This is a genomic window from Deltaproteobacteria bacterium, assembly GCA_016178705.1.
Lineage (GTDB): Bacteria > Desulfobacterota > Binatia > HRBIN30 > JACQVA1 > JACOST01.
Genome location: JACOST010000031.1, coordinates 293,539 through 317,575, shown reverse-complemented (window position 1 = coordinate 317,575; position 24,037 = coordinate 293,539). Strand labels below are relative to the sequence as shown.

The following is a 24,037-nucleotide window of genomic DNA, read 5'->3' as shown; positions in this document are numbered from 1 at the left end:
CGTGATATCCGCAAACAGCAAAGGAGATGGGCGATGAAGCCAGCGATCCTCGTCGTGATGATCTTCGCGGCCGTGATGTACCAGCGCGCAGCCGTGGCCTCGCTGCTGCCCGCTAGAGACGGCGCGCGGCTATTTTCCACTCCCCACGATAGTCGCAGCATTGCCGTCGCGATTGAAGGGCGGCCATTGGGCGGACGGCTGGGTGATCGCCGCCTGAACGATGGCAACGACAACAACGACGGCGGCGGTAACAGCACGAGCACGTCATGCAATTGTTCGCCGGTGAATTGCCGCGATAGCGGTTACAGCAGCGCCGGATGTCAGATCACTTGTCAGACCCCGCAAAAGGCTAACTGCTCATGCGGCGGCTGTGGCGGAACGAGCGGGTCAGACAACGGCAACAACTGCTCTTGCCAGTAGCGCGCGCGTTCGAGATCGTTTCGAAGAGAAAACTGCCCCCGGTGCGATTCGAACGCGCGAGCCCCGGCGACGCGTGAGGATTTGTCCCGAATCGAGTGGCGATCAACTGCGTCGATTCGCTCCGGCGTTTGCGGCGGCGGATTGACCGCGCCGACGGGTGTCAATTCAATCCATTTCTGCCGGACACCCCATGGCTTTCTTTCGCAACAACGCCGTCAACCTTTTCAATTTCCATTACGCCATTCACTCCATCGCGCTTTCGGGCGGCGCGGCATTCTTCGCCGTCTATCTGGTGAAGGCGGGCATGTCCGTACCGGCGGCGCTGGTTGCCATCGGCCTCATTCAGGCGACTCGTTTCTGCATCCGTCCCGTGGTCATCGGGTTCGCGGCCCGCTGGGGACTCAGGCAGACGCTCGTCACCGGCACGCTGCTCAGCGCGCTCCAGTATCCGCTGCTCGCCGAGGTGACCGGCATCGGGGCCGTGCTGTACGCGCTCGTCGTCACCAGCGCCATTGGCGACACCTTCTATTGGTCGAGTCATCACGCCTATTTCGCTACGCTCGGCGATGACCAGCATCGCGGCTCGCAGGTCGGCGTGCGAATGGCGGCCGGGACCATCGTCGGCATCTTCAGCCCGTTTGTGACCGGCTGGCTTTTGGTGACGTTCGGGCCGCGTGCGGCGTTCGACGCGAGTGCCGTCATCGTCATGATCGGCGCGCTGCCGCTGCTCTGGACGCCCAATGTCAGTGTCGAGCGGCACGTGGCGGGCGGCTTCCGCGCCGCGCCGCAGGGTACGGCACTGTTCGTCGCCGACGGATGGGTGGCGGCCGGAGTCGAGTTCGTTTGGCAGATCGCGCTGTTCGAATCGCTCGGTGAGAACCTGCTCAACTATGGCGGCGCGTTGGCCATTGCCGCGATCGTGGGCTCGATCAGCGGCATGATCCTGGGGCGATACATCGATGCGGGCCACGGCGTGCGGATGGTGTGGATCGCGGTGGGCATCTTCTCGGCGATGATCGTGCTCAGAGCTATTGCCGCCGGCAGTCCCGCGCTGGCGGTTGCGGCCAACGCGTTGAGCCCTCTGGGCGCATGCCTCTACGTTCCTGTGCTGATGACATCCGTCTACACACAGGCCAAGCGTTCGCCCTGCGTGTTGCGGTTTCACGTCGCCACTGAGGGCGGCTGGGACATCGGCAACGTGGCCGGGTGCTTCACGTCGGCGGGATTGATCGCGTCCGGCCTGCCGCTGCAGACCGCCATTCTGCTCTCGCTCATCGGAACGGCGGTGATGTTCGTGATGCTGCACCGCTACTACACGAACAATCCAGGCGTGCCGATCGAAGCGATGGATGACTTGGTGGCGCATCCCTGATCGCCATGCAACGCGAAAGGTGTTTCTGCTGCCCCTTCCCTGCTCATCCGCTTCAGTGCGTCGTCCAGATCACGCCCCATGTAGTCGGGGACTGCGGCTCCTGATTGCGGCACAGTCCGCGGCACTCGGCAGCGAACTTCGCGCAACGGTCTCATCCTTCGTACCAGCAAGACACGTAAAGCGTTCGGACTCGCAATCATGCCGGCAGCGTTGCTCCCGATCCGAGGCGTCGGTCGCGGCGACCGTTCGCATGTCCACTCTATCCGGCAACGTTGCGCTTGTGCGAAACAGTCGTAGTATTCCGAGCGTGAACACCATCCCAGCAACTCGGCCCCTCGAGTGCTGAGCAAATGCGGCCTCGTACTGCGTTGTCCCGTCAGGGGACTTTGCCTCGAATCCGACGCTCTTCGGCACGTTGAGGGAAGGCACTCTGTAGATCGTTTCCGTGGCACCGATCTCAGCTCCGTTCGCGTAGATGATCGCGCCTGGATTGGCGCGCACGCGCACGCTCTCCGTGCAGCCGGCCAGGATTAGCCCACCGAGCAGAACGATAGGCGCGAGTTGCTGTGATCGCTTCGCCATTCGGTCATCACCCTCGGACGCGTTTGTAGGCTAGGGCGTCCGGTCTACGCAAACGGTCGATACCGGCCGATTTGGGTGGCGGATTCCTGAATCGCGCGGGCCGAGATGCGCCCGGGGTGTCGCTTGCAGAGAAGAGTGCCCCCGGCGCGATTCGAACGCACGACCCCAGGATTAGGAATCCTGTGCTCTATCCACCTGAGCTACGGGGGCGAAAAGCGCACATCGAGTAACCGATCACCGCCGACGCGTCAAATCCTCGCGGTTGCTCCGGTTGAGGTCGGCTTCCACCGTGCTATGGGTACACGAATCGCAGTGCGACTACGCCAAAGGAGCTACCGATGTCTTCCTCCCACGAATCCGATCTTCCCAACGTCGGCGAGATTCTCGGCCGCGTGCTGCAGCACGTTCCGGTGGCGCAGCAACCGCTGCTGATCGCCGCCGCCGAGCGCTTGGCTGCCACGCGCTATCGAGGCTGGGCGGGCGCTCTATCCGATCCCACGCAGCGGTCGCAGCTCATGGCCTGCGCTGATCGCGAAGAGGAGATCGCGCGCCGTATTGAGGCGCTGTTCCCGAACGCCGCCGCCACGCAAGGTGAGATCCTTGCCAACAATCCTGGCGTGGAAGATATCAACCGGTCGCTCTTTGCGGACCGGCCGCTGCATCAACAATTCAAGATTCAAGCGCAGGGCGAGCGCCTCGGTGCCGCCACCTGGCGAGCCTTCGCGCAGCACGCGCAGAGCCCGCTCGCGGCGCAGACGTTCCGCGCCTGCGCGGAACTCGAAGAGGCAAGTGCGCTCGTGCTTGAATCGATCCTTGGCGAATCGGTCCGTCCGCTCTGAGCGTAGGGGCGATGCATGCATCGCCCTCCGCCTTCTGCGCAGTGGAGCAATCGGAGGGCGACGCATGCGTCGCCCCTACAGGGGACCGGACATCTGTTTGTGAGAAACGATACTAGGGAGGTTCGGAACAATGCGCGCAATGATCGTGAACGACTGGTGCGAACCGCGAGACATGCAGTTGGTCGAATTGCCGGATCCCGAGCCCGGGCCCGGCCAGGTTTGCATCGACGTGCGCGCGAGCGCCTGTAACTTCTTCGACATCCTGATGGCGCAAGGGAAGTATCAGGTGCGCCCGCCCCTGCCCTTCTCGCCCGGCGGTGAAGTCGCCGGCGTCGTGCGCGCCGTCGGTGCGGGTGTCGACAACGTGAAGCCCGGTGATCGCGTCTTCGCGATGCTCGGCTGGGGTGGATACGCGAGCGTCGCGCTGGCACCAGCGGTCGCAGTTGTCCGCATGCCCGACGCGATGACGTTCGAACACGGCGCCGCTTTCGGCGTCGTGTATCAGACCTCGTACTTCGGCTTGGTGTACCGCGCCAACCTACAACCGGGCGAGACCTTGCTGGTGCACGCCGGTGCTGGCGGCGTTGGACTCGCCGCCGTGCAGATTGGCCGTGCGCTCGGCGCGCGCGTCCTCGCCACCGCCAGTTCGCCTGCAAAGCTCGCGGTGGCCAAGGCCCACGGCGCCGAAGAGGCGTACGACTACAGCACGCCAGAGTGGGTGGAACGCGTGAAGGCGGCGACCGGTAGCCGCGGCGCAGATGTCATCTACGATCCGGTCGGTGGTGATGTCTTCGATCTGTCGACTAAGTGCATCGCCTTCGGCGGCCGCCTGTTGGTGATTGGTTTCGCTTCCGGTCGCATCCCGTCAATCCAGGCGAATCGAATTTTGCTGAAGAACATCTCGATCGTCGGCTTGCACTGGGGTGCGTACCGTCAGCACGATCCGGCGCGGATTCCGCAAGCGATGGATGCGCTGTTTGAACTCTACGCGCGCGGCGCCGTCACGCCGGTCATCTCCTCGAGTCGGCCACTCGCCGAAGCGGCGGCAGCCTTGGACGAGATCGCGTCGCGTCGCAGTACTGGGAAGGTGTTGCTCATTCCGTAGCGGGTATCTGGGCTGCGTGTCTTCGTCGCGAGGAGTTCCCCGCGTTGGACTCCGGAGACATCGCGTAGGGTGGGCATTGCCCACCGCCCCGTCCGATTCGGGTGGCTGGCTGCATGCCTGCGACGAATGGTGGGCAATGCCCACCCTACGGGACTATCTCGGTGCGCAACCTGGTGCTGAAATAATGCGAGCGGACGACCGTTTCCCCGAGTAACCGCGCCGAGTAGAAGTCGAAGACTTCGTATCGAGGCGCGGTGTATCGAGGGGCATCTCGCCAAAGCCGGATCGAACGTTCACCGGATCGCGATATTCTCGGCCATCAACGCCAGCATCGTGCCGTCGGGAAAATCGAGCGGGGCCAGCACCGCCGGCGCGCGCTGCCATGACTCCGGTAGTGCGATGGTGCTCCGCGTTTCGACGTAGTTCGCCAGTCGTTCGAGCACGTTCTTGCGGTGCGGGTAGAATACCAACCGCACTTCTTGATCGATCGGCAAGCCAGCCGCCTGTTTCGCCAGCTCGATCGCTCGCGTGAAGCCGCCGAGCTCGTCGACCAGGCCGCGCTCCTTCGCCTGCGCGCCGGTCCACACGCGGCCGCGGCCGATCTCGTTGACGCGCTCGCGGCTCAAGTTCCGCCCGGCGGCGACGCGATCGACAAACACATCGTAGATGTGTTGCATCGCGCCGATCATCTTCGCACGCTCGTCGGGCGTCACACCGCTAGCGATGTCTTCGAGACGCGCGTACTTCCCGCGCGTGATCGTTTCCGTTGTCACGCCCAGCTTGGCGAGCAATCCGCGGATGTCAGGCCGTGCCATCACCACGCCAATCGAGCCGGTCAGCGTCGCCGGTTGGGCGACGATCTGCGTCGCGCCCGCCGCGATGTAGTAGCCGCCCGAACCGGCGACGTCCGACATCGACACGATCACCGGCTTCTTGGCCCGCGCCATCTGCGTGGCGCGCCAGATGAGATCGGAGGCGAGCGCGGACCCGCCCGGACTATCGATGCGAAACACGATCGCGCGCGCAGCGTCATCGGCCGCCGCATTTTCGAAGGCCTCGACCAGATTGTCGGAGCCCACCCCATCGCCGGACAGCCCGCGGCCGGCATCGCCGCTCTGGATCGCGCCGCTGGCGTAGATCACCGCCAGCGTCGGGCGCCCACCGAACCCCATGAAACCACTTTCACGCGGCTCGTAGTCGGCGGCGTCGAGGAATTTTCCGTGTGGGCCGACCAGGTCCTCGCGAATCTCATCGAGAAATCTGGTCCCATCGCTGAGGTGTGCTTTCGCAAACGCATCCGGAGTAATCGGGCAGTCGTTGATCGCCGCTTGCACCGCGCTGTCGTCGAGACCGCGGGCGGAGGCGATGCCGCCGACGAATTGCTGATTGACGCTGTCGAGCAGCGAGTTCGCCATCTCGCGATGCGCGGCGGTCATCGACTTGTTCGCAAGCATGTCACCAAAGGTCTTGTACTCGCGGATTTTCTCGACGTGCATTTCGATGTCGAGCTTCTCCCACACGCCACCGAGGAAGAAGAACTGCGAGGACAACCCCGTCAGGGGCGCGCTGCCGTCGGGCGGCAGATAGACTTCGCTGGCCACGCTCGCCAGGTAATATTCGAGATTGCCCTGGCTGACCTCCTGTTCGAGGTAGGCCACCAATCGCTTGCCGCTGGCCTTGAAGTTCACCAGCGCTTCACGGAGATCTTGCGCCTTCGCCCAGCCGATTTGGAGCTTGCCGACGCGCAGTACCACGCCTTTGATTCGATCGTCCTTGGTGGCGCGGCGCAGCAAGCTGACGAGGTCGAGCAGCGTCTGCTCGTGTCGACGAAAGATCCGTGCGAGCGCGTCGGGTGGCGGAGCTTCGGCGTAGGCACCCGCCAATTCGAGGAGCAACACGCTTTGCGGCGGGACGCGTGCGGGCAGCAGGTAGCTACGGGCCAGCAGCGTGCCCACTAGCACGACCAGCAGAAGGAGCAGGAGAATCCGGATGCGGCGACCGCTCATACGATACCTCAGGGCGTGTTCGGTTCGCGTGCGTGATTGGCGCGCGTGTCATAAGCGTGTGAGTGATACGCGTGAATGACGGGCAGATTGACAGCACCCCACAAGCCGGTGAAGCGGCGGTCGATGTCGCGCATGATCGCCATCGCCATCTCATAGTCCGCGGCGGCCGGTAGGTTGTCGAGCTGATGCAGGACGCCGAGTAAGACCCCGTTGGTGTACCGCAGCAGACCATGTTGTGCGGCGATCGCGGGATTGTCACCGGCTGACTTCAAGCGATCGGCGAGCGCCGCGAGGTGCGTTGTGGCCGTCTCGACGCGTGGCCGCAATCGTTGCACCGCATCCGCCTTGGTCGGCGGTCGGCGGATGTCGCCGAACGTGACGACGTTGCGCATGATCGCTTCCAGTTCAGCCAGCGTGGCGGCCATCAGCGCAGCGTGGGTTCCGAATCGCTGCGCGTAACCGGTGCGGAGCTGGGCCACATCGCATCCGCCGGCCTGCGTGGCGGCGGCGTAGGCGAGGAAGTTCGTCGGATACGCCCACAGACTGAAGGCGCCGAACTGGAGATTGGTAATCTCGCGAATGCCGAGGCGATGGAAGTAGTCGAGATCAGCCGCAATGACCTCCGCCAATGGTACGGCGCACCCACAGAACAGTATCGCGTCGGCGTAGTACTCGAAGATGCGCACGCGGCCATCAAACAGCTCGACATAGCGCTCCAGCGATTCGCGGTAGTGCCGATTGGTGCGACACGTCAGATCATCGAGTGCATGTCCGTAGCAGCGCTCGCGCGGCGCATACTCCACCCACACGCCCGGCGCGGGTCGCACGTGCAGGTCGGGATCGATGGTGTCGTGGTACGCGATGTAGCAGACCGGGCGGGTTACACCCTCGGCGGCGAGGGCCCCGGCGACCGCATTGCACAGGCGCAGGCTCTGATCCTGTACCGTCGCGCTGACACACTGCGCGCAGTGGCACCACCCACCGTCCCACAGATCGGCACCCCAGATGTGCAGCACGCTCAACTCGGGATGCTCGCGCACGTAGCGCACCGCATTCGCGCTGGCGAGATGCATCGCTGTGGCGTTCGCCGTACACAAGTTGCCGAACTCCGTACGCTCGCCGCCGGCCCGTTGCGGAAAGAACTCCGGATGGTCCTTGAACAGCTCGCGCGGCAGCAGAAGTGGGATGACGTGGCCGCCATACTCGACCGCGATGCCGCGGCGCGCGAATTCGGGCAACAACTCGGGGATCGTCAGTTGCGAGTCAAACGGATGGCGGATGAACAGATACGCGTTGGCCGCCGACTTGCCCATCCAGTCGACAAACTCGTAGTCCGCGGCCAGGTGCTCGGCGAACTGTGCGGAGTCGCCGTAGTGCCAGGTCATGATATCGGCGCTGTAGCCGCGCACGCTGTAGCGCGGAGCCGAGCGGATCGATTGCACGGCCGGCAGCGTGTCGAAGCGCGGGACTACCTCTTCGTTGCGGCTGTGCAGCGACCAGCGGCAACCGAATTGTTCCAACAGCGCGTAAACACCGTGGAGCACGGCGCGCGGCGATGCTCCCTGAATCACCGCACCATCGGTCGTCGGCTGGACTTCGAAGGCATCGCCCCCGCGCGCTACTGCTATGCCCGTCATCGGCTCTGCGCCGAGGCGCAGCGAGTTGGCCGCCGCCGCCGCCGGGGTGATGGGCGGCGCAACGCCGGTGATTGCCGCGACGTAGCGCCGCAACTCGCCGGCGGCGAAGCGGACTGGTTCGCTCGTATCGAGCGGAAGGCTTATCGACTGTCCTGTCGTCACCGTCGCAGCTTGCGACGTTTCCGGCAGCGACTCAAGCCCGACTCGGCGCTACTGCGCTACGCGGGCACCGCGCTCTCATGCCGTTCCTGCCTACTGATGTCCCGTTCTCTGTAGGGGCGACGCATGCGTCGCCCGCGAACTAACCCTGATGGGACAAACGATCGGTGGGCGCATCCGGGAGGGCGAGCCTTCCGGCGAGCCGCGGCGCGGCGATGGTGCGGCGGCTCGGCGGGAGCCTCGCCCTCCCAAGACGTCATTCGCAATGATGTTAAGAACGGCACCGTGGGACATGCCTGCTCCGCAGGTTGTGCGGGCACGCCGCAACCCCGCCGCTCATGGTATGGCAGATCAAGGTTGGGGTACCTGCCGCGGAGAAGACGGAGGGCGATGCATGCATCGCCCCTACGCCTTCAGAGAAGATCGCATGCTAGTGACGTTTGCGAGCCCCGAAATTTGCGCGGGACGCAGCCGGCACACGCGCGCTATACCGCGTCAAGCACGGCGAAGAAGCGCGCGATATCGTGTTCGTTGTTGTAGAAGTGCGGTGCCAAGCGCACGCCGCCGGCGCGCGACCGACACAGAACGCCCTGGGCATCGAGCCTGTCGACCAGACCCGCCGGATCGCTCCCGAGGCGAAACGTTAGAATCCCCGAGCGCTCGCGCGCACCCCACGGGCTGACGATCTCGGCACCGCGCTGGCGTAGCCCCGCGGCGAGTTGCGCGGTGAGATCGATGACCCGCGCCTCGATCGCTGCCGCGCCAACTTCGTGGAGCAATTCGAGAGAGGGACCGAGCGCGTGGACGCCCAGATGTGGCGGCGACCCGGACTCGAAACGTGTCGCATCCGGCCGCAGATCGAAATGATACGGCAGGTGGTTGTCGGGATCGACGACGCTGTTCCAACCCAGCAGCGACGGTTGCAGCTGCTCGACCACGCGACGCGAGACGAAGAGGAAGCCGCAGCCTTCGGGCGCCAGCAACCACTTGTGACCCCCCACCGCCATGCAATCGATCAGGGCGCGCGCAACGTCGATCTGCAGCGCACCCACGGCTTGAATGCCGTCGACGCAGAACAAGACGCGGCGCTCGCGGCAGAAGCTGCCGATTGATGCAAGATCGCAACGAAATCCCGTCTGCCAATCGACCGCGCTGACGGTAACCACGCGAGTGCGGTCATCGACGAGCGTGCGGATGTCGTCGACCGTGACCCGACCGTTACGCGGTGCAACCATGCGGGTCTCGACCTCGAAGCGACGCAGCCCCCACCAGGGATAGACGTTCGAGGGATAGTCGCCGTCGACCGCGACGACGTTGTCGCCGGCGCGCCAGGTGAGGCCGGAGGCGATCAGCGAGAGTCCAGTCGAGGTATTGGCGATGAAAGCGATCTCCGTGGCTGTCGCTCCAACCAACCGCGCACACAACTCGCGCACCGCCGTTGTACGGGCTTGCCAGCGTTCATAGGTGGCGCTGTCGACGACGGTCGCCTCGGCTATGAAATCGCTTACCGCCCGCGTCGTGCGTAGCGGCACCGGCGCGCGACCCGAGTGGTTGAAGTGGATCAGCCCTTCGCTCGCCGGAAACTCCGCGCGCCATCGTTCGAATTTCATTGCCGACCTCCGCCCGGGTCTTTATAATCCCAATCCATGGAACGGCTGAAGCGATTTTTCGACACCATCGTGCAACGCGCGTTTTGGGAGCTCAAGCTGGCGGAACCACCGGTGGTCGACCACGTCGGCACCGTCCTCGCCGACTTTGCCGACAGCGCGCACTTGCTCCGGCTCACCACGATCGAAGGCGAGCGCTTGGACAAACTGCTCGATACGATGATCGAGTTGCCCGGAGCCAGCGAGCGGACCAAGCTGGAGCGCGAACGTGAGATGCGCCAGTACATCGGCGACTACGCGCTGTTCATGAGCGGGATCTTCCGCAGTCACAGCGAGCGGCGTGGATATCTCAACTACTACATCACCACCGGGCAACGGTCCTACCAGGCGGTGTCTGAACTCGATACCGCACTCTACCGCGCAGGCTTTTTGCTATTTGAGGATCTGTCGCAAAACTTCGAGCGCTACTCAAGCGCGCTCGACTACGTGCGCAAAGCCTACTTCGCCAGCAGCCCGGGCACGCATCCGTTCGCCGAGTTCCTGCGCCAGGTGGACTGCCAACTGCGTCCGGGTCTGTCGAACAACTAATCGGCTCGATTTCGCGCATGCTCGATCTGCTGATGGCCGCCGACAGCGCGGCGCAACGCCTCGATGTGTTTCTCGCGCGGACGCTTCCCGGCGCGTCGCGCCAGCGCGTGCGCGCGCTGATCGCCGGCGGGGGCGTACGCGTAAACGGGCGGCGGGTGCACAAGAGCGCCGCGCTCCAGCCCGGCGACGCCGTTCAGATTGACGACTGGAGCGATCCCGGCGCTGCGACCCTGCTTTCCAATGCGAGTCTGGACGTGCCGATCCTCTATGAAGATACGGAAGTCATCGCGCTCGACAAGCCCGCCGGCCTGCCGTCACACGCGTTGCGGGCCGATGAGACCGCCACGCTTGCCAACTTCCTGGTCGATCGTTTTCCCGAGCTGCGCGCGCTCAGCCGCGCGGTCGGCAAGGACGAGCGTGAGCCGGGGTTGGTGCATCGCCTCGACACCGACACATCCGGCGTGCTGTTAGTTGCGCGCACCGTCGATGCCTACGCGGCGTTGCGGCGGCAATTCCGCGCGCACACGGTCAACAAAGAATATGTCGCGCTGGTCGATGGCGATGTAGCTGCGTCCGGTGAGATCACCGCCCCGATAGCCCATGATGCGCGCAATCGCCGTCGCATGCGCGTGTGCGACAATCCCGATCAAGCTGTGGCGTGGCATGCCCGCCCTGCCCTCACGCGCTACCGGCCGTTGCGGCGGCTCGGTACCCGCACCGTACTCGCGATCGAGATTCCCACCGGGTTGCGCCATCAGATTCGAGCGCATCTCGCCTTCGTCGGCCATCCCATCATTGGCGACGAATTGTACGGTGGGCGCGGCGCGGCGCGACAGATGCTGCACGCCGAGCGCGTCACTTTCACTCATCCCCGCACCCGCGAGCGCGTCACCGTCGAGAGCCCGTTGCCGGCGGATTTGCGCGCGACTCTCGGGCACCGACCCACTTACACCTAAACGTCGAGCAACCGATCGAATCCTTCGATCATCGCGGTGTGCGCGAGCACGCTCCAGCGGAAGGCGCGACGGACGCGGGCTTGTTGCTGGGAGGTCTGCGCAAACCACTCGACCGCCTTCATCGCATTGTCGCCGTGCTCGTCTTCGGCTTCGACGTGGATTTCGTAGAACTCCAACGTGCGCCGATCGAGATCGTAGTAGCTCTTCAGCGCATCGTAGATCACCTGCGCACCGGCGGCGCGACCGGGCACCTGCATTTCGACCGCGAGGCCGAAGGCGCCCAGGCCTTCTTCGAATGACGAGCGGCAGAAGTAGCCCATCGCGGCCGCCGCGCCGAGGGTTGACGCCAACGGGAGGTACGCCTTCACCTCGTCGAGCGGAACGCCCAAACCATCGAGGAACTGCACGTAGAGTTCGAAGTGCTCGGCCTCGCGGATGTAGCCCATCTCGCCCGCGAGGTTGCGACTGAGGGCCTTGTAGATCGAGCGATCGGGAACGATCGGTGCCTGACTCAGCCAGGCCGCGATCGTCGGCACCGCCGGCTCGGTGTAGTAGTACGCATCCTTCGCCCAGCGCTGCAGTTCCGCGCGCGAACACTTCCCGGCCATCAGACGGCGCATGAACGCACTCTGCGGTGCGTGCTCGCGCTTGAAGGTGTAGCACTCGTCGAGGAACTCGCGCGGGCTCATTGCCCGATCGTTCGACGGACCCATATGCCCTCCTTGTGATGCCGCGTCCGGCGCGGTACATAGCGCGCCGGCCGGTTTCCGAGCAATCGCGTAATCTCGGAGGACAACATGCCCGACCCCGTCCAGCATCGGTGGAACCACAACAACTACGCCGTGCCGCCGGCCCGCTTGCCGCTGATCGAAGCCTGCTTCGATGCGCTGTTCCCGTGGGCGAAGATCGTCAGCAAGCCGCATCTGCTCGGCTATCGCCTGGGCGACGATTTGCACGCGGCCGCGCTGTACTTCCGTCCGGTCGCGGCCGCGGCGTCGCTCCATGCGGCGGTGACCCGGTTGCGTGCGCAAGATCCCGAGCTGGATCTTGCGCTGGTCGGCTTGGAGAGCGTCGAGGTCGACTACAACGACCATAGCGGTTTCATGGTGCCGACGGTTGCGGAGTGGGAGGAGCGATTGGCGATAGCCGAGCGCCTGCAGCGCGATCGACCGGAGTTCGAGATTCGCGTCGCCGACGTCTACCGCCCCGGCGACGGCCGCGCACTCACCGACTATCTCTATCAGGCGTTCATTCGCATCGGCCTGTTGGGGCCATATCGCAACACCTTCGAGATGCAGGCTCGGCTGTAGGGGTTGAAGAGTTCGAGAGATCCAGGGCGTGATGGAGTTCGGTGTTCTGCTGCCGCAGTTCGGCGCGTGGGCGCGCGGTCCGGAGGTGCGCGAACGCATCCGGCAGGTTGCGGTCAGTGCGGATCGGCTCGGCTATCACGTGCTGTGGACGGCGGAGCACATCATCTTTCCATCCGAAGTGACCACGCCGTACCCGTATGGCGGGCGCTTCCCCTACCCGGTCACCGATCCGATCCTCGATGTGGTGGCGACACTGTCGTATGTCGCGGCGATCACCTCGCGCATTCGCCTCGGATCCTCGGTGATGGTGTTGCCGTACCGCAACCCGATCGTCTTGGCGAAGGAGTTGGCAACGCTCGATGTGCTGTCCGGCGGACGGCTGCTGCTCGGCGTCGGGGGCGGCTGGTTGCGCGAAGAGTTCGAGTTACTCGGGATAGCGTTCAGCGAACGCGGCGCGTGCATGGACGAGTACCTCACGCTCCTGCGCGCGCTGTGGACCGAGGAACGCGTCAACTTCAGCGGCCGTTGGTTCACGCTGCGCGACGCCGCGTTCTTTCCCAAGCCCATACAACAACCGCCACCGATCTGGATCGGCGGCAGCAGCCCAGCGGCATTGCGACGCGTGGCGCGCTTCGGCGATGGCTGGGTGGCGGTTCCACGTCCGCGCCTGGACGATCTCGCCAACGACATCGCGGAGATTCGCCGCCTCGCCGAGCAGGCCGGCCGCGATAGCGCGACGCTCGGAATCGCATCGGCCGGCGGCGCGACATCGATGGATGACTTGTTCGAACGCCTGCCGCGGATGGCCGCGATTGGCGTGACCATCGCCAACGCGCCGATCCTGTTCTGGGCGCGCAGCTTCGCCCACGCACTCGAGTTGATTGAAGAGTTCGCTGAGCGTGCCGAGCTGCGACGCAGCCATGCCTGAGGCGTGGGGAATTCCGCTTCCGCACTGACGCCGATCTAGACGTAGGGTGCAGCGACGCTATCCGTAGGGTGATCGTGGGATGGTGAGCTTGAGCACACTGGGATACTTGGGACACGGATGCAACCAAGACGCGCACACGCCGAGCGCCACCTGCCGGTGATTCTTGCTGTGAGTTCGATGAGTGGAGCGAACAATTCGCGCGCCGACGCGGAGCGTCGCCTGTTCATGGCTGTGCTCGAAGACGCGATCCGGTTGATTCGCAAGGGACTCGAGGGACCGGCGTACTGCGTCCGCTTTGCACAAGCCGATCTCGATTGGATCTTTAGCGAAGATCGCGACTGGCCCTGCTCGTTCTTGAACGTCTGCGGTTTTCTCGGCATAGACTCCGAGTGGGTGCGTGGCCAAGTTCTCAAGGACATCCGCAACGAGCCGGCAAAACGCTGGTCGGCACTATTGCGCGCGGCGCAGCCTTCAAAACTCCATCTCATGTAAATCGGACGCGAAGCGCACGGGCGCGGCGGTGGCGCGGCGCACGTCGTCCGTCGTAACGCCGGGCGCCAGTTCGCGCACCAGAAATCCATCGGCGTCGATGTCGAGTACGGCAAGATCAGTGACCACAGTCGCCACACAGCCGATGGCGGTCAGCGGGTAGGTGCAGCGCTCGACGAGTTTCGACTCGCCGTCGCGCGTAAGGTGGAACATCAACACGAGAATGCGCGCGCTACCCGCGGCCAGATCCATGGCCCCGCCAATGCCACCCACGCCGGTTGCGGGGACATTCCAATTGGCAAGATCAGCCGAGGCCGATACTTGAAAGCCGCCGAGCACGACCGTCGTGACGCGTCCACTACGCGCCATGGCGAACGCATCGCAGCTGTGAAAGAAACTCGCCCCCGGCAACAGGCTGACGAGCTGGCCACTGGCGTTGTAGAGATCGATGTCCTCGCTGCCGTCGGTCACCAGCGGACCAAACGCCAGCATGCCGTTCTCCGAGTGCAAGATCACGTCATCGGCGGGGCCGATGAAGTTCGAAATCAGTGTCGGCAAACCAAGACCGAGGTTGACGTACTCGCCGCGCCGCAGCAAAAGCGCCGCCTTGCGCGCCATTAGATCGGGCGGAATGCCCTGCGGCCCGACCGTGCGTTGCCGAACCTCAAGATCCCACTGCTTGCCGTAGCGCCGCGACAGCTCGCGAATGGCGCTCACGTTGAGCGGGCGCTCACACTTCACCACGCGATCGACGAACACGCCGGGCGTGACCACGGATTCGGGGTCGATATCGCCAGGCGCGACGATCTCGTCGACTTCGGCGATGGTCGTGCGCGCCGCCGTGGCGAACAGGGGATTGAAGTTGCGGCCGGCGCGTCGATAGACGAGGTTGCCGTGGCGGTCGGCACACGCGGCGCGGATGATCGCGAAGTCCGTGCGCAGCGCGGTTTCGAGCACGTAGCGGCGGCCATCAAAGAGGCGCTCTTCCTTGCCGCGGGCGATTTCGGTGCCGACCGAGGTCGGCGTGTAGAACGCCGCCAGTCCGGCCCCGCCCGCGCGCACGCGCTCGATCAGCGTCCCCTGCGGCACCAGTTCGAGCTCGATCTCGCCCGCTTTGATGGCGGCTTCGACCGGCGTCGGCCGGGTCGGATACGCGGCAAAGCTGGCGATCAGTTTTCGGATCTGGCCGCTCTCGCACAGGATCTGCGGCGAGGTGGGTCCAACTCCCGGCGTATTGCAGATGATCGTCAACGCGCGCGAGCCGCGTTGCTGCAGCGCGGTGATGAGGCTGGACGGCCAGCCTTGGATGACGCCGAACCCGCCGAGCAGAATGCTGGCGCCGTCAGGAATGTCGGCGACCGCTGCGGCCGCGCTGTCAACGACCTTGTCCGTGGCATCCCCTTAGCGCCGGATCAATTCGGGAGCGCGCGACAGATCCTTGGTGATGTTCTTCTGATGAGCTTCGAGCGTGCCGCCGCCTATCTCGAGCAGTTTGGCATCACGCCACAAGCGTTCGACCACGTACTCACCCATGTAGCCGTTGCCGCCGAGCACTTGAATCGCGCGGTCGGCGACGTCCTTGCCGACGCGAGCGGCAAAGAGCTTCACTCCGTCGGCATCGACGCGGTTGCCGTATGAGGTGAGATCGAGGCGGCGGGCGGTTTCGTACACGTAGCAACGCGCGGCCTTGTACTCGGCATACGATTCGGCGATGAGGCGCTGGATCTGGCCGTGCTCGCGAATGAGCACACCGAAGGTCTTGCGCTGGTTCGCGTAGTCGACCATCACTTGTAGGCAGCGTTGCGCGATGCCAAGCGACATGGCCGAGAGCGTGAGGCGCTCCAATTCGAGATTGCGCATCATGTGCCGCGTGCTGTCGCCTTCGGCGCCGATCAGATTGTCGACCGGGACGATGCAGGTGTCGAAAACCAACTCCGCGGTCATCGACGCGCGAACGCCGAGTTTATCCTTCAGCTTCTGCCCGAGGCTGAACCCCGCGAAGCCCTTCTCGACGAGAAACGTGCTCAGCGAGCGTTCGCCGGTCTTAGCGTAAACCAAGAACACATCACCGAGGGTCGTCTCGTCGAGGGCGCCGTTGGTGATGAAGGTCTTGCGGCCGTTGAGGACGTAGTGATCGCCTTCGCGGCGAGCGGTTGATCGCATGCCGAGCACGTCGGTTCCGGCGTCGGGCTCGGTCATGCACATGCCACCGATCCATTGACCAGAGACGGCACGGGGCAACACCCGCTGGCACTGCGCCGCGCTCGCGTTGCGGCTGAAGTTGTTGACGAACAGCACGCTGTGGGCCAGGTAGGCGAGCGCGAAGCCGGGGTCGGCGGTCGATAGCGCTTCGTGGACGATGACGGCAGCGACCGCGTCCATCCCTGCCCCACCGTAGACATCTGGCGCGGTCAGACCAAGCAACCCGAGTTCACCGGCGCGGCGGAACAAGGCGAGGTTGAAGCGTTCCTCGCGATTGAAGGCGTCGGCCTGCGGGGCAACTTCGTTGGTGACGAAATCGGCTAGCGTTTGCGCCAGCAAGCGATGTTCGTCGGTAGGCGCGAACAGATCGAAGGACTGCCAAGATTCGGAAACCGTCATGCCTCGGAAGCCGTCATGGCAGCGGTGCCCGAGAACGTACTCGGTGGCGGGTGTCCGTACGGTTCGTCTCGGGCACCCGCCACCGTGCAATGCTCAGCTGTCCCAACCCCATTTTTTCTTATTGGCCGCGATCTCCTCGGCGCTCGGCCGGGGCGTCTGCTCGTGTTTGCAGACTTCGAAATCGCCGGTGTGCTCCATCATCTTGTAGTTGAGGGGGGTGTCGTCCTTGAAGACCTCGGGCACCCCGGCTTCCTCGAAGATGGCTTGCCACGGGCACTCGGGCTCGCAGGCGCCGCAATCGATGCACTCGTCGGGATGGATATACAGTTGATGCGGAAACGTGGCCGCATCGCTGCCGGTGTACTTGTAGATGCAATCCACCGGGCACACGGCCACGCATGCGGTATCGACGCAATCGCGGCACAGCCGCGTAATGATGTACGCCATTCGGTCGTCCTCCTTCGAACTGCCTGGGGCAGTAGCGGTGCCGGCGTCCCCTAGCCCCGCAACCGGGCCACCAAGCCTGGTTGATCAGCTATATCACTGATCGTAATTCGCGCCAGATAGTCCGCCAACATCTGTTGCGCGCCCGCCCACACATCAATCTGGGTGCAGACTGGAGCGAATTGGCAGAATTCGCCGCGCAACTCAACACAGTCGATCAACGACAGCGGCCGCTCGACGCTCTCATAGACCTCGCGGATCGAAATGCTATCGGGAGCGCGGGTCAGGCGGAAGCCACCGTGGCTGCCCGACACCGAGTCGAGAAATCCGGCGTTGACCAGCGCGCGCAGGATCTTCGATAAGAAATGAGGTGGGATAGCCTGGTGCTGTTGAATCTCAACGCGGGACACGACGCGATCGGAAGGCTGCCCGGCCAGATAGGATAACGCCCGTACCGCGTAGTCGACGCGGCGACCGACGTTCATGATCGAGCTGCGATGCGCACGCGTGCTGCGCAGAGCGCGCTTAGTGGTCATTGGCGGTCTCCACGCACGGTCGTGCTGGTTGCCAGGCGCGCATGGAACAAATCTAGACTCCCTCCAACCTGCAGGTCAATCGCTCGTCACTGTTGCTCATCCGCGAACGCCCCGATGGACGCCGGCGGCGTGCCTGCGATAAGGGTCGAGCCGATGATGCTCCGATGGCGCGCAGGCGTAGTCGCGATCGTGATGATCGCGTTGAGCACGCCGGTGTGTGCCCTCACCGTGCGCGGCGATCGTGAGTGGCGCGGCGTGCCGGACTGTCCCGAAGGGTGGGCCGAGCCCGCCACCGACGACTCTACGTGGCCGCCGGTGCGGTGGCCATGGCTGCTGCTGTGGCCACAGGATTGGACGGCGGTTGACGCGGACGCGCGGCCGTTCTGGGAGGCAACCAGCGCCGATGTCGCCTGCGTCCGTCGCCACTTCGATCTGGCCGCGCCGCCCGCCGCGCGGGCGCTCGCCCACGTGTGGGTCGACGATGCCTACGAGCTGTACGTCAACGGCCGCTTCGTCGGCGCCAGTCCGCACGGAGGGAGTCCGCTCCCGGGCGAGGCCTACGACATCTCGGCGCTGCTGAACGCCGGCCCTAATCTGATCGCGCTCAAGCTGATCAACGAGGGCTACGATCATGGCGCGCTGTTCTCGCTGAGCGTTCCGGGGGTTCCCGCTCCGCCGGTGAGCGGGCGGGCCATCTGGATGGATCGGTGGCAGGCTGCGGAGCCGTGGTTGATCGGACTCGCGGTGCTCCTGAGTGTCGCCGCCGTGCTGATTGCCGGCCCGCTGTTGCGGCGCCGGGTCGTGCCGAACCTCTTGCAGCTGTCGGCAATGGCGCGCGTCGGACTCATCGTAGCCGTCGCGGCCAGCGCCCAGCTGCTTCTGCTCACCACCGATCTGTATACCAGCTTTCAGTACCATGCGTGGGCCGCCTGGAGCTGGCTCCCATTGGTCTCGTTCGGCGTGCTCGTCGCCGCCTTGGGCGTGTGCTCCGCGCGCGAGGACCAATCGCCAGCGGCTCCGGTGCGCTACGAGCGCCTGCTGTTGTTCGCGATCCTACTTCTCGCGGTGGGCCTGCGCGTCTATCGACTCGACAGCATCCCGGTTGGCTTCTATCAAGACGAAGCGATCAACGGCAACGACGCGCTCGAACTCTGGAGTGGCGATGAGCTGCAACTATGGAACGACAGCATCGGCGGTCGCCCCACGCTGTTTCTGTACTTGCTGGGTGCTTGCCTGCGCCTCTTCGGCGTTGGCTACTTGAGTCTGAAAGTCTTGCCGGTCGCCTTCGGCGTCGCCGCGGTGGTCACCATCTACGCCGTTGGGCGAATCGGCTTCGGTGCGCGCGTGGGATTGTGGGCCGCGTTTTTCTTGGCCGTGTCGCGCTGGAACATCCACTACAACCGCATGGCCTGGGAAGTGAACTGCGTGCCATTCCTGTCCGCCAGCGGCTTTGCGCTGTTGCTGTGGGGACTGCGCGGCGGGCGCCGTTCGATGGTGAGCCTGCTGCTCGCCGCCTTGATGTTCACCACCGGCTTGTACACCTACGCGGCGTTTCGTGCCGTGCCGCTGACTGCCTTCGCGTTTCTCGGCATTGAACTGATCAGCCGCGAGCGCGCGGGCATCACGAGACGCTGGCGTGGACTGCTGGCGAGCGGGCTGCTCGGAGTCATTCTCGCCGCCCCATTGCTGCTCTTCGCATGGCAGCAGCCGCAACGCTTCTGGGAGCGCTACAACGAGGTATCGCTCACTCAGTACATGGCGTATTACCGCACGCCGCTGCCGTGGCTGCACCAGATCGGCAAGGGCTTCTTCTCGCTCAACCACCGTGGTGAAGAGCTGATCCGACACAACTTATCTGGAGCGCCGCACCTCGATCCCATCACAGCGACGCTGCTGTTGATCGGTTTCGCGGCACCCGTGGCCCCGGCCAATCGACGCGGGCTTCGGATGTTGTGGAGTTGGTTCCTGACTTTCTTAGTGCTGGCGAGTCTGACCCGCGATGCGCCGCACGCGACGCGCTACCTTGGGCTAGCCCCGCCGGCGATCCTCTTCGCGGCGCGTGGTGCGACCAGCGTGCTTGCGCCGCTGCACGCGTCCGTTCGGCGGACTGTGATCGCTCTGTTGGTGATCGGCGCCACGGTGGTCAACGCGTACCAATACTTCGTGCTTGAGCCTGCCGATCCGACCGCCGACTATGAAATGGACCTCACTGGCCGGACACTGTGCGAATACCTCGGACAACGCCGTGACGTGCACGTCTACTGGACGGCTGATGTCGCCTTCTGGTCTTCCAATCAATGCGCGTTCCTTGCCCGCGGCCAATTCACCGCTCACGAACTGACGAACGAGGAGATCCCGGACTTCGGTCGGCTCGGTCCCGTCAAGCAATCCGACATTGTGGTGATCGGCGACGAGTTCGTAGAACACAATCCATCAGTCATCGGACGGCGAGACGATGGCACACCCCAAGCCGATTTACGTGTCGTACCCCAAGTGCAGCGCGATCATACGGGTCGCCCCGTATACTACCTGTACGAATTCTGAATGTTTGCCTACGAAGAACAGGGCGGCAAGCTCCGATGCGTACGCATCTCACTTACCGCCCAGCTCTCCCGCTACGGCAAAGGGGGTGCCGATCACGGGAGAGAGTGTCGACCGCCACGGGCGACTGGTTGCGGGGGTGCACCGCAATGCAGTCACCTCGTGACGGCCGACATGGGGTCGAATCGCTGCTCAGGCCGGCGCGCGGCGGGCGCGCCAATAGATCAGCACACCCGCTCCGCCAGCTCCCAACACCGCTGGAATCAGCGGGGCGTGCAACAACACCACAGCCGCCAGCAGGGCCATGACGACGCTTCCACCGATCATGAGGATTGAGGATGGCATCTGGACCTCAGATCGCGTGGTCGCCGCGCTCGCCGGTGCGAATGCGGATCACGTCGGCGACCGGAAGGACGAAAATCTTGCCGTCGCCAATGCGGCCCGTGCGCGCCGTGTTGAGGATCACCTCCGTAATGCGAGCGGTGTCCTCTTCACGGACGAGAATTTCGATTTTGATTTTCGGCAGAAAGTCGACGACGTACTCCGCTCCTCGGTAAAGTTCGGTGTGCCCCTTTTGGCGCCCGAACCCTTTCACCTCGGAGACCGTCAGACCCTGCACGCCCTCGCGGGCGAGCGCTTCCTTCACTTCGTCGAGTTTGAACGGCTTGATGATGGCTTCGATCTTATTCATGTCTACCATCCTTTCGCTGCGCCGCCGTCATCCGATCACCTTCTTGGTGCCGCCGTGCACGGCAAAGTCCGGGTAGGCAATCGCGCCCATCTCCGGTCCGTCGAGGCCTTCCATCTCAGTTTCCGCACTGACGCGAATCGGCGTGATGAGATCGCTGATCTTGAACCAGGCGTACGCCATCACGAATCCGAAGACTACGAGCACGACGCAATCAATGAACTGCATCACGAACTGCGAGAAGTCGCCGTACAGCAGGCCGCGAACACCGTCAGCGCCGTATTCCTTTACGAACGCATCACGCACCACACCGTTCCAGCCGGCACCATATTGCCCGGTGGAGAAAATTCCGACCGACAGCACGCCCCAGAGTCCGCCCACGCCGTGTACCGAGATTGCACCGACCACATCGTCGACGCCGCGGGCTTCCCAGAAGAACACGCTCACCACCACCAGCACTCCAGCGATCAGGCCGATGAGTGCGGCGGCCCAAGGATCGACAAATGCGCAGGGCGCAGTGATCGCAACCAGGCCGGCCAACATACCGTTGCACAGCATCGTGGGATCCGGCTTGAGCCCCTTCACCTGCAGCGTCAGCATTGCCCCGATGGCGGCGGTGATGCTCGCCAACATGGTGTTGACGACGATGTAACTGATGCGTAAGTCCGTCCCGGCTAGCGACGAACCGGGATTGAAGCCGAACCAGCCGAACGCCAGGATGAACGTGCCGAGTACGACCATCGGAATGTCGTGCCCCGGCAACGCCTGCGGCTTGCCCTGGGAGTATTTGCCGATGCGCGGGCCGATCACCATCGCCCCCGCAAGCCCAATGATGCCGCCCATTCCATGGACGACACCCGACCCGGCGAAGTCGACGGCGCCGTGTCCCAATCCCCAATTGACCCCACCCTGGGCCAGGAAGCCTCCTCCCCACAGCCAGTTCGCGTAGATGCAGTACGGCAACGCGACCCACAAACCGTAGAGACAAAAGTTCTTCCACGACCAACGTTCCGCCATCGCCCCGGTCGGAATCGTCGCCGTGGTGTCCATAAACACCATCATGAAGAAGAACAGTGCAAGCACCCCAACGTCGCCGACTGAGCTGCTGAGAAAGAATCCCTTGGTACCCATCAATCCGTATGTGTAAGCACCAGTAGCATTGCCGGCGGCATCAACGGCCGCACCGAGCCCGATGCCTCCGTTGAGGACCGCCAGGCCAGGCCCGAGCGAAGCATACCAACCCGGCGGGACCGGGCCGTTGAACCAGTTACCCCATCCGAGGGCAAAGCCGTAGGCCCAGAATCCTAAGCAACCGAGCGGATAGATCATGAAGTTCATCGCCGAGGTATGCGCCGCGTTCTTCGCGCGGCACAACCCAGTCTCGACGTACATGAACCCCGCTTGCATGAACATCACCAGAAATCCGGTGACGAGCGTCCACACGAAGTTGATGGAGAAGAGATTGTGCGCGACCCGATCGTAGACGTCGGGCAACGACAGTGTCGCCGGCGTATCGCCTTTGCTGTCACCGGCGGGCGCCGCCCAGGCTCCGGATGCCGCACCGGTCTGGTCTGGCCACAGTGGCTTGGCGGGATCCGCGTTGGTGCCTGAGAAGTATGCCGGCAGCGGTGGCGCAGCGGCGGGTGCCTCTTCGTCGGCCCGCACATGCGACGGGCTGCTTAGCAGCGCTATAGTGAATACACAGATGGACGCGATGAATAGACGACCGGACCTCATTCTCACTCCTTTCTCCCCAAGTCGGCGATCCCTGTTCGCCGACCTAGACCCTTGCCCTCTCACCATCACACCTACTGGTGACAGTGACAGGGTCCATTGATTCTCGGTGCTGGCAACGCAACCAATGCGCGCCACGGCTCTTCCGAGTCCGCAACACGTTGCAAACTGCAATGCCGATGCCACTGGAAGGCAAGCGCACCGCGTGCGCAGCGACTGCCACGCGATCAGTAGTTGCCTAGAGTCTGGCCAGCGCTGCCCATTGTTAGGGCATTGCATCAAACTCAACTGCGCTGTTGGGGCGAAGGCACAGGCTCGCGAGATCGCCGGAACACGAATCAACCCGGGGCGATCTCCCTCTCGCTCCCGTCGACGCCCGATGCGACGCCTGCTACTGTCGGCGTCGCTTGAATTCGATGAGCTGGTCGCCCTTTCTCCTCGCACTGATGTCAGCGGTGTTGTTCGGCGCCGCGGCGCCCGCGGGCAAGCTGCTACTGCGCGAGCTGCCGCCGCTGCAGACCGCCGCGCTCCTCTACCTGGGGGCTGGCCTGGGCGTGCTACCCGCCATGCTTCGCGGTGCGGCGCCGCGTTTACCCTGGCCATCGGCTCGGCTGCAGCAGATGAGATTGCTAGGCGCGATCTTCTGCGGTGGTGTTGTTGGCCCCGTCCTTCTGCTGCTCGCGCTGCAACGCGCGGCCGCCGGATCGGTGGCGCTCTGGCTCGCGCTCGAATTGGCCGCGACGGCCGTGCTCGGCCGCGTATTCTTCCGAGACTATCTCAGCCGTTCCGGTTGGCTTGGAGTCGCCGGAACGATTGCCGCCAGCGCCTTGCTCTGTCTGGGCCAAGGCCCTGCGGGCGTGGTGGCGGGGGCACTCGCACTGGCCGCCTGTGTGGCCTGGGGCCTCGACAACAACCTCACGGCTCTGGTCTCCGGGCTGCGCCCGACGCAGATCACTTGTTGGAAGGGCGTTGTCGCAGGCGCGGTGAATCTCGTTCTCAGCTTTGCCCTTGAAAGTCCGACCGTCGCCCTTCGACCGGTGCTCGCGGCCCTCGCCGTCGGCGCGCTCGCGTATGGCGCCAGCATCGCGCTTTACATCACTGCGGCGCAGAGTCTCGGCGCGATCCGAGCGCAGGTCCTGTTCGCCAGCGCACCGTTCTTCGGCTTGCTGCTGTCGGCGGTTGCCCTGGGCGAATACATTTCCTTTCTCCAGATCACGGCGGCAGTTGGGCTGATGATCTCGCTGGCCCTCGTCTTCCGCGATCGCCATCTTCATTTGCACTCGCACGAGGCCATCGGTCACATCCACCGTCATCGCCACGACGATCAACACCACGCGCATCCGCACCCCGACGCCGATTCGACGCGCGAACATTCACACTGGCATGAGCACGTGCCCGTCACGCACACACATCCGCACTGGCCGGACTTGCACCACCGGCATACCCACGAGGATTGATTCGTAATCCTCCCCAGCGTGCTGCAAAGACCTGCCGT

Annotated in this window: 22 protein-coding genes and 1 tRNA gene; 11 read left to right on the top strand and 12 right to left on the bottom strand. The window is 64.2% G+C overall.

From position 1 onward, the window contains the following. The first annotated feature begins 33 nt into the window (after positions 1 to 33). Complete coding sequence (locus HYR72_24570; GenBank protein ID MBI1818167.1) at positions 34 to 420, top strand: hypothetical protein; 387 nt, start codon at positions 34 to 36, stop codon at positions 418 to 420. Between the two features lie 190 nt (positions 421 to 610). After that, complete coding sequence (locus HYR72_24565) at positions 611 to 1,792, top strand: hypothetical protein (protein ID MBI1818166.1); 1,182 nt, start codon at positions 611 to 613, stop codon at positions 1,790 to 1,792. 718 nt (positions 1,793 to 2,510) lie between these two features. On the opposite strand, the gene HYR72_24560 is transcribed toward HYR72_24565, so the two are convergent. Continuing rightward, positions 2,511 to 2,584, bottom strand: a tRNA-Arg gene (locus tag HYR72_24560). Positions 2,585 to 2,712: 128 nt separating this feature from the next. On the opposite strand from HYR72_24560, the gene HYR72_24555 reads away from it, so the two are divergent. Both HYR72_24555 and HYR72_24550 read left to right on the top strand, forming a co-directional pair. Further along, positions 2,713 to 3,213: a hypothetical protein gene (locus HYR72_24555; GenBank protein MBI1818165.1), complete on the top strand. Its 501-nt coding sequence runs from the start codon at positions 2,713 to 2,715 to the stop codon at positions 3,211 to 3,213. Positions 3,214 to 3,343: 130 nt separating this feature from the next. Continuing rightward, a complete protein-coding gene (locus HYR72_24550; GenBank protein MBI1818164.1) occupies positions 3,344 to 4,318 on the top strand; it encodes an NADPH:quinone oxidoreductase family protein in 975 nt (324 codons plus the stop codon). A gap of 293 nt (positions 4,319 to 4,611) precedes the next feature. On the opposite strand, the gene sppA is transcribed toward HYR72_24550, so the two are convergent. From sppA to HYR72_24535, 3 genes are all read right to left on the bottom strand, one after another. Further along, entirely contained in the window at positions 4,612 to 6,324 is a 1,713-nt protein-coding gene (sppA, locus tag HYR72_24545) for a signal peptide peptidase SppA (GenBank protein ID MBI1818163.1), read from the bottom strand. Positions 6,325 to 6,332: 8 nt separating this feature from the next. Further along, positions 6,333 to 8,123, bottom strand: coding sequence for a DUF4838 domain-containing protein (locus HYR72_24540; GenBank protein MBI1818162.1), 1,791 nt, complete (start codon positions 8,121 to 8,123; stop codon positions 6,333 to 6,335). A 482-nt stretch (positions 8,124 to 8,605) separates the two neighbouring features. Continuing rightward, a complete protein-coding gene (locus tag HYR72_24535; GenBank protein MBI1818161.1) occupies positions 8,606 to 9,730 on the bottom strand; it encodes an aminotransferase class V-fold PLP-dependent enzyme in 1,125 nt (374 codons plus the stop codon). Between the two features lie 36 nt (positions 9,731 to 9,766). On the opposite strand from HYR72_24535, the gene HYR72_24530 reads away from it, so the two are divergent. Together HYR72_24530 and HYR72_24525 are read left to right on the top strand one after the other, a co-directional pair. Further along, the gene (locus tag HYR72_24530; GenBank protein MBI1818160.1) at positions 9,767 to 10,315 is read left to right on the top strand and encodes a hypothetical protein; all 549 of its coding nucleotides are present in this window, start codon (positions 9,767 to 9,769) and stop codon (positions 10,313 to 10,315) included. A 17-nt stretch (positions 10,316 to 10,332) separates the two neighbouring features. Next, the gene (locus tag HYR72_24525) at positions 10,333 to 11,271 is read left to right on the top strand and encodes an RluA family pseudouridine synthase (protein ID MBI1818159.1); all 939 of its coding nucleotides are present in this window, start codon (positions 10,333 to 10,335) and stop codon (positions 11,269 to 11,271) included. Here HYR72_24525 and HYR72_24520 read toward each other — a convergent pair. After that, positions 11,268 to 11,960 carry an iron-containing redox enzyme family protein gene (locus HYR72_24520; GenBank protein MBI1818158.1) on the bottom strand — a complete coding sequence of 231 codons (693 nt, stop codon included), beginning with the start codon at positions 11,958 to 11,960 and terminating at the stop codon, positions 11,268 to 11,270. The two genes, HYR72_24525 and HYR72_24520, sit on opposite strands and share 4 nt — an antisense overlap. A 108-nt stretch (positions 11,961 to 12,068) precedes the next feature. Between HYR72_24520 and HYR72_24515 the strand changes: the two genes are divergently transcribed. From HYR72_24515 to HYR72_24505, 3 genes are all read left to right on the top strand, one after another. Beyond that, a complete protein-coding gene (locus HYR72_24515; protein ID MBI1818157.1) occupies positions 12,069 to 12,581 on the top strand; it encodes a hypothetical protein in 513 nt (170 codons plus the stop codon). A gap of 31 nt (positions 12,582 to 12,612) precedes the next feature. Beyond that, a complete protein-coding gene (locus HYR72_24510) occupies positions 12,613 to 13,509 on the top strand; it encodes a TIGR03619 family F420-dependent LLM class oxidoreductase (protein MBI1818156.1) in 897 nt (298 codons plus the stop codon). Positions 13,510 to 13,686: 177 nt separating this feature from the next. After that, positions 13,687 to 14,001: a hypothetical protein gene (locus tag HYR72_24505; GenBank protein MBI1818155.1), complete on the top strand. Its 315-nt coding sequence runs from the start codon at positions 13,687 to 13,689 to the stop codon at positions 13,999 to 14,001. On the opposite strand, the gene HYR72_24500 is transcribed toward HYR72_24505, so the two are convergent. The 4 genes from HYR72_24500 to HYR72_24485 form a co-directional block, all read right to left on the bottom strand. Then, entirely contained in the window at positions 13,981 to 15,348 is a 1,368-nt protein-coding gene (locus tag HYR72_24500; GenBank protein ID MBI1818154.1) for a 3-oxoacid CoA-transferase subunit B, read from the bottom strand. The genes HYR72_24505 and HYR72_24500 overlap by 21 nt on opposite strands. Before the next feature lie 51 nt (positions 15,349 to 15,399). Then, positions 15,400 to 16,599, bottom strand: coding sequence for an acyl-CoA dehydrogenase family protein (locus tag HYR72_24495; GenBank protein MBI1818153.1), 1,200 nt, complete (start codon positions 16,597 to 16,599; stop codon positions 15,400 to 15,402). Positions 16,600 to 16,692: 93 nt separating this feature from the next. After that, entirely contained in the window at positions 16,693 to 17,046 is a 354-nt protein-coding gene (locus tag HYR72_24490; GenBank protein MBI1818152.1) for a 4Fe-4S dicluster domain-containing protein, read from the bottom strand. Positions 17,047 to 17,096: 50 nt separating this feature from the next. Further along, positions 17,097 to 17,579: an Rrf2 family transcriptional regulator gene (locus tag HYR72_24485; GenBank protein ID MBI1818151.1), complete on the bottom strand. Its 483-nt coding sequence runs from the start codon at positions 17,577 to 17,579 to the stop codon at positions 17,097 to 17,099. A gap of 153 nt (positions 17,580 to 17,732) precedes the next feature. On the opposite strand from HYR72_24485, the gene HYR72_24480 reads away from it, so the two are divergent. Beyond that, positions 17,733 to 20,123: a glycosyltransferase family 39 protein gene (locus HYR72_24480; protein MBI1818150.1), complete on the top strand. Its 2,391-nt coding sequence runs from the start codon at positions 17,733 to 17,735 to the stop codon at positions 20,121 to 20,123. A 189-nt stretch (positions 20,124 to 20,312) separates the two neighbouring features. On the opposite strand, the gene HYR72_24475 is transcribed toward HYR72_24480, so the two are convergent. From HYR72_24475 to HYR72_24465, 3 genes are read right to left on the bottom strand one after another with little or no spacing between them, the layout of a single operon-like run. Then, positions 20,313 to 20,465 (bottom strand): hypothetical protein, encoded by a 153-nt coding sequence (locus tag HYR72_24475; GenBank protein ID MBI1818149.1) that lies wholly within the window; start codon positions 20,463 to 20,465, stop codon positions 20,313 to 20,315. Between the two features lie 7 nt (positions 20,466 to 20,472). After that, positions 20,473 to 20,811 carry a P-II family nitrogen regulator gene (locus HYR72_24470; protein MBI1818148.1) on the bottom strand — a complete coding sequence of 113 codons (339 nt, stop codon included), beginning with the start codon at positions 20,809 to 20,811 and terminating at the stop codon, positions 20,473 to 20,475. A gap of 27 nt (positions 20,812 to 20,838) precedes the next feature. Next, positions 20,839 to 22,545, bottom strand: a complete 1,707-nt coding sequence (locus HYR72_24465; protein MBI1818147.1) for an ammonium transporter — start codon at positions 22,543 to 22,545, stop codon at positions 20,839 to 20,841. 413 nt (positions 22,546 to 22,958) lie between these two features. On the opposite strand from HYR72_24465, the gene HYR72_24460 reads away from it, so the two are divergent. Beyond that, positions 22,959 to 23,999 carry a DMT family transporter gene (locus tag HYR72_24460; protein ID MBI1818146.1) on the top strand — a complete coding sequence of 347 codons (1,041 nt, stop codon included), beginning with the start codon at positions 22,959 to 22,961 and terminating at the stop codon, positions 23,997 to 23,999. The last annotated feature ends 38 nt before the right edge of the window (positions 24,000 to 24,037 follow it).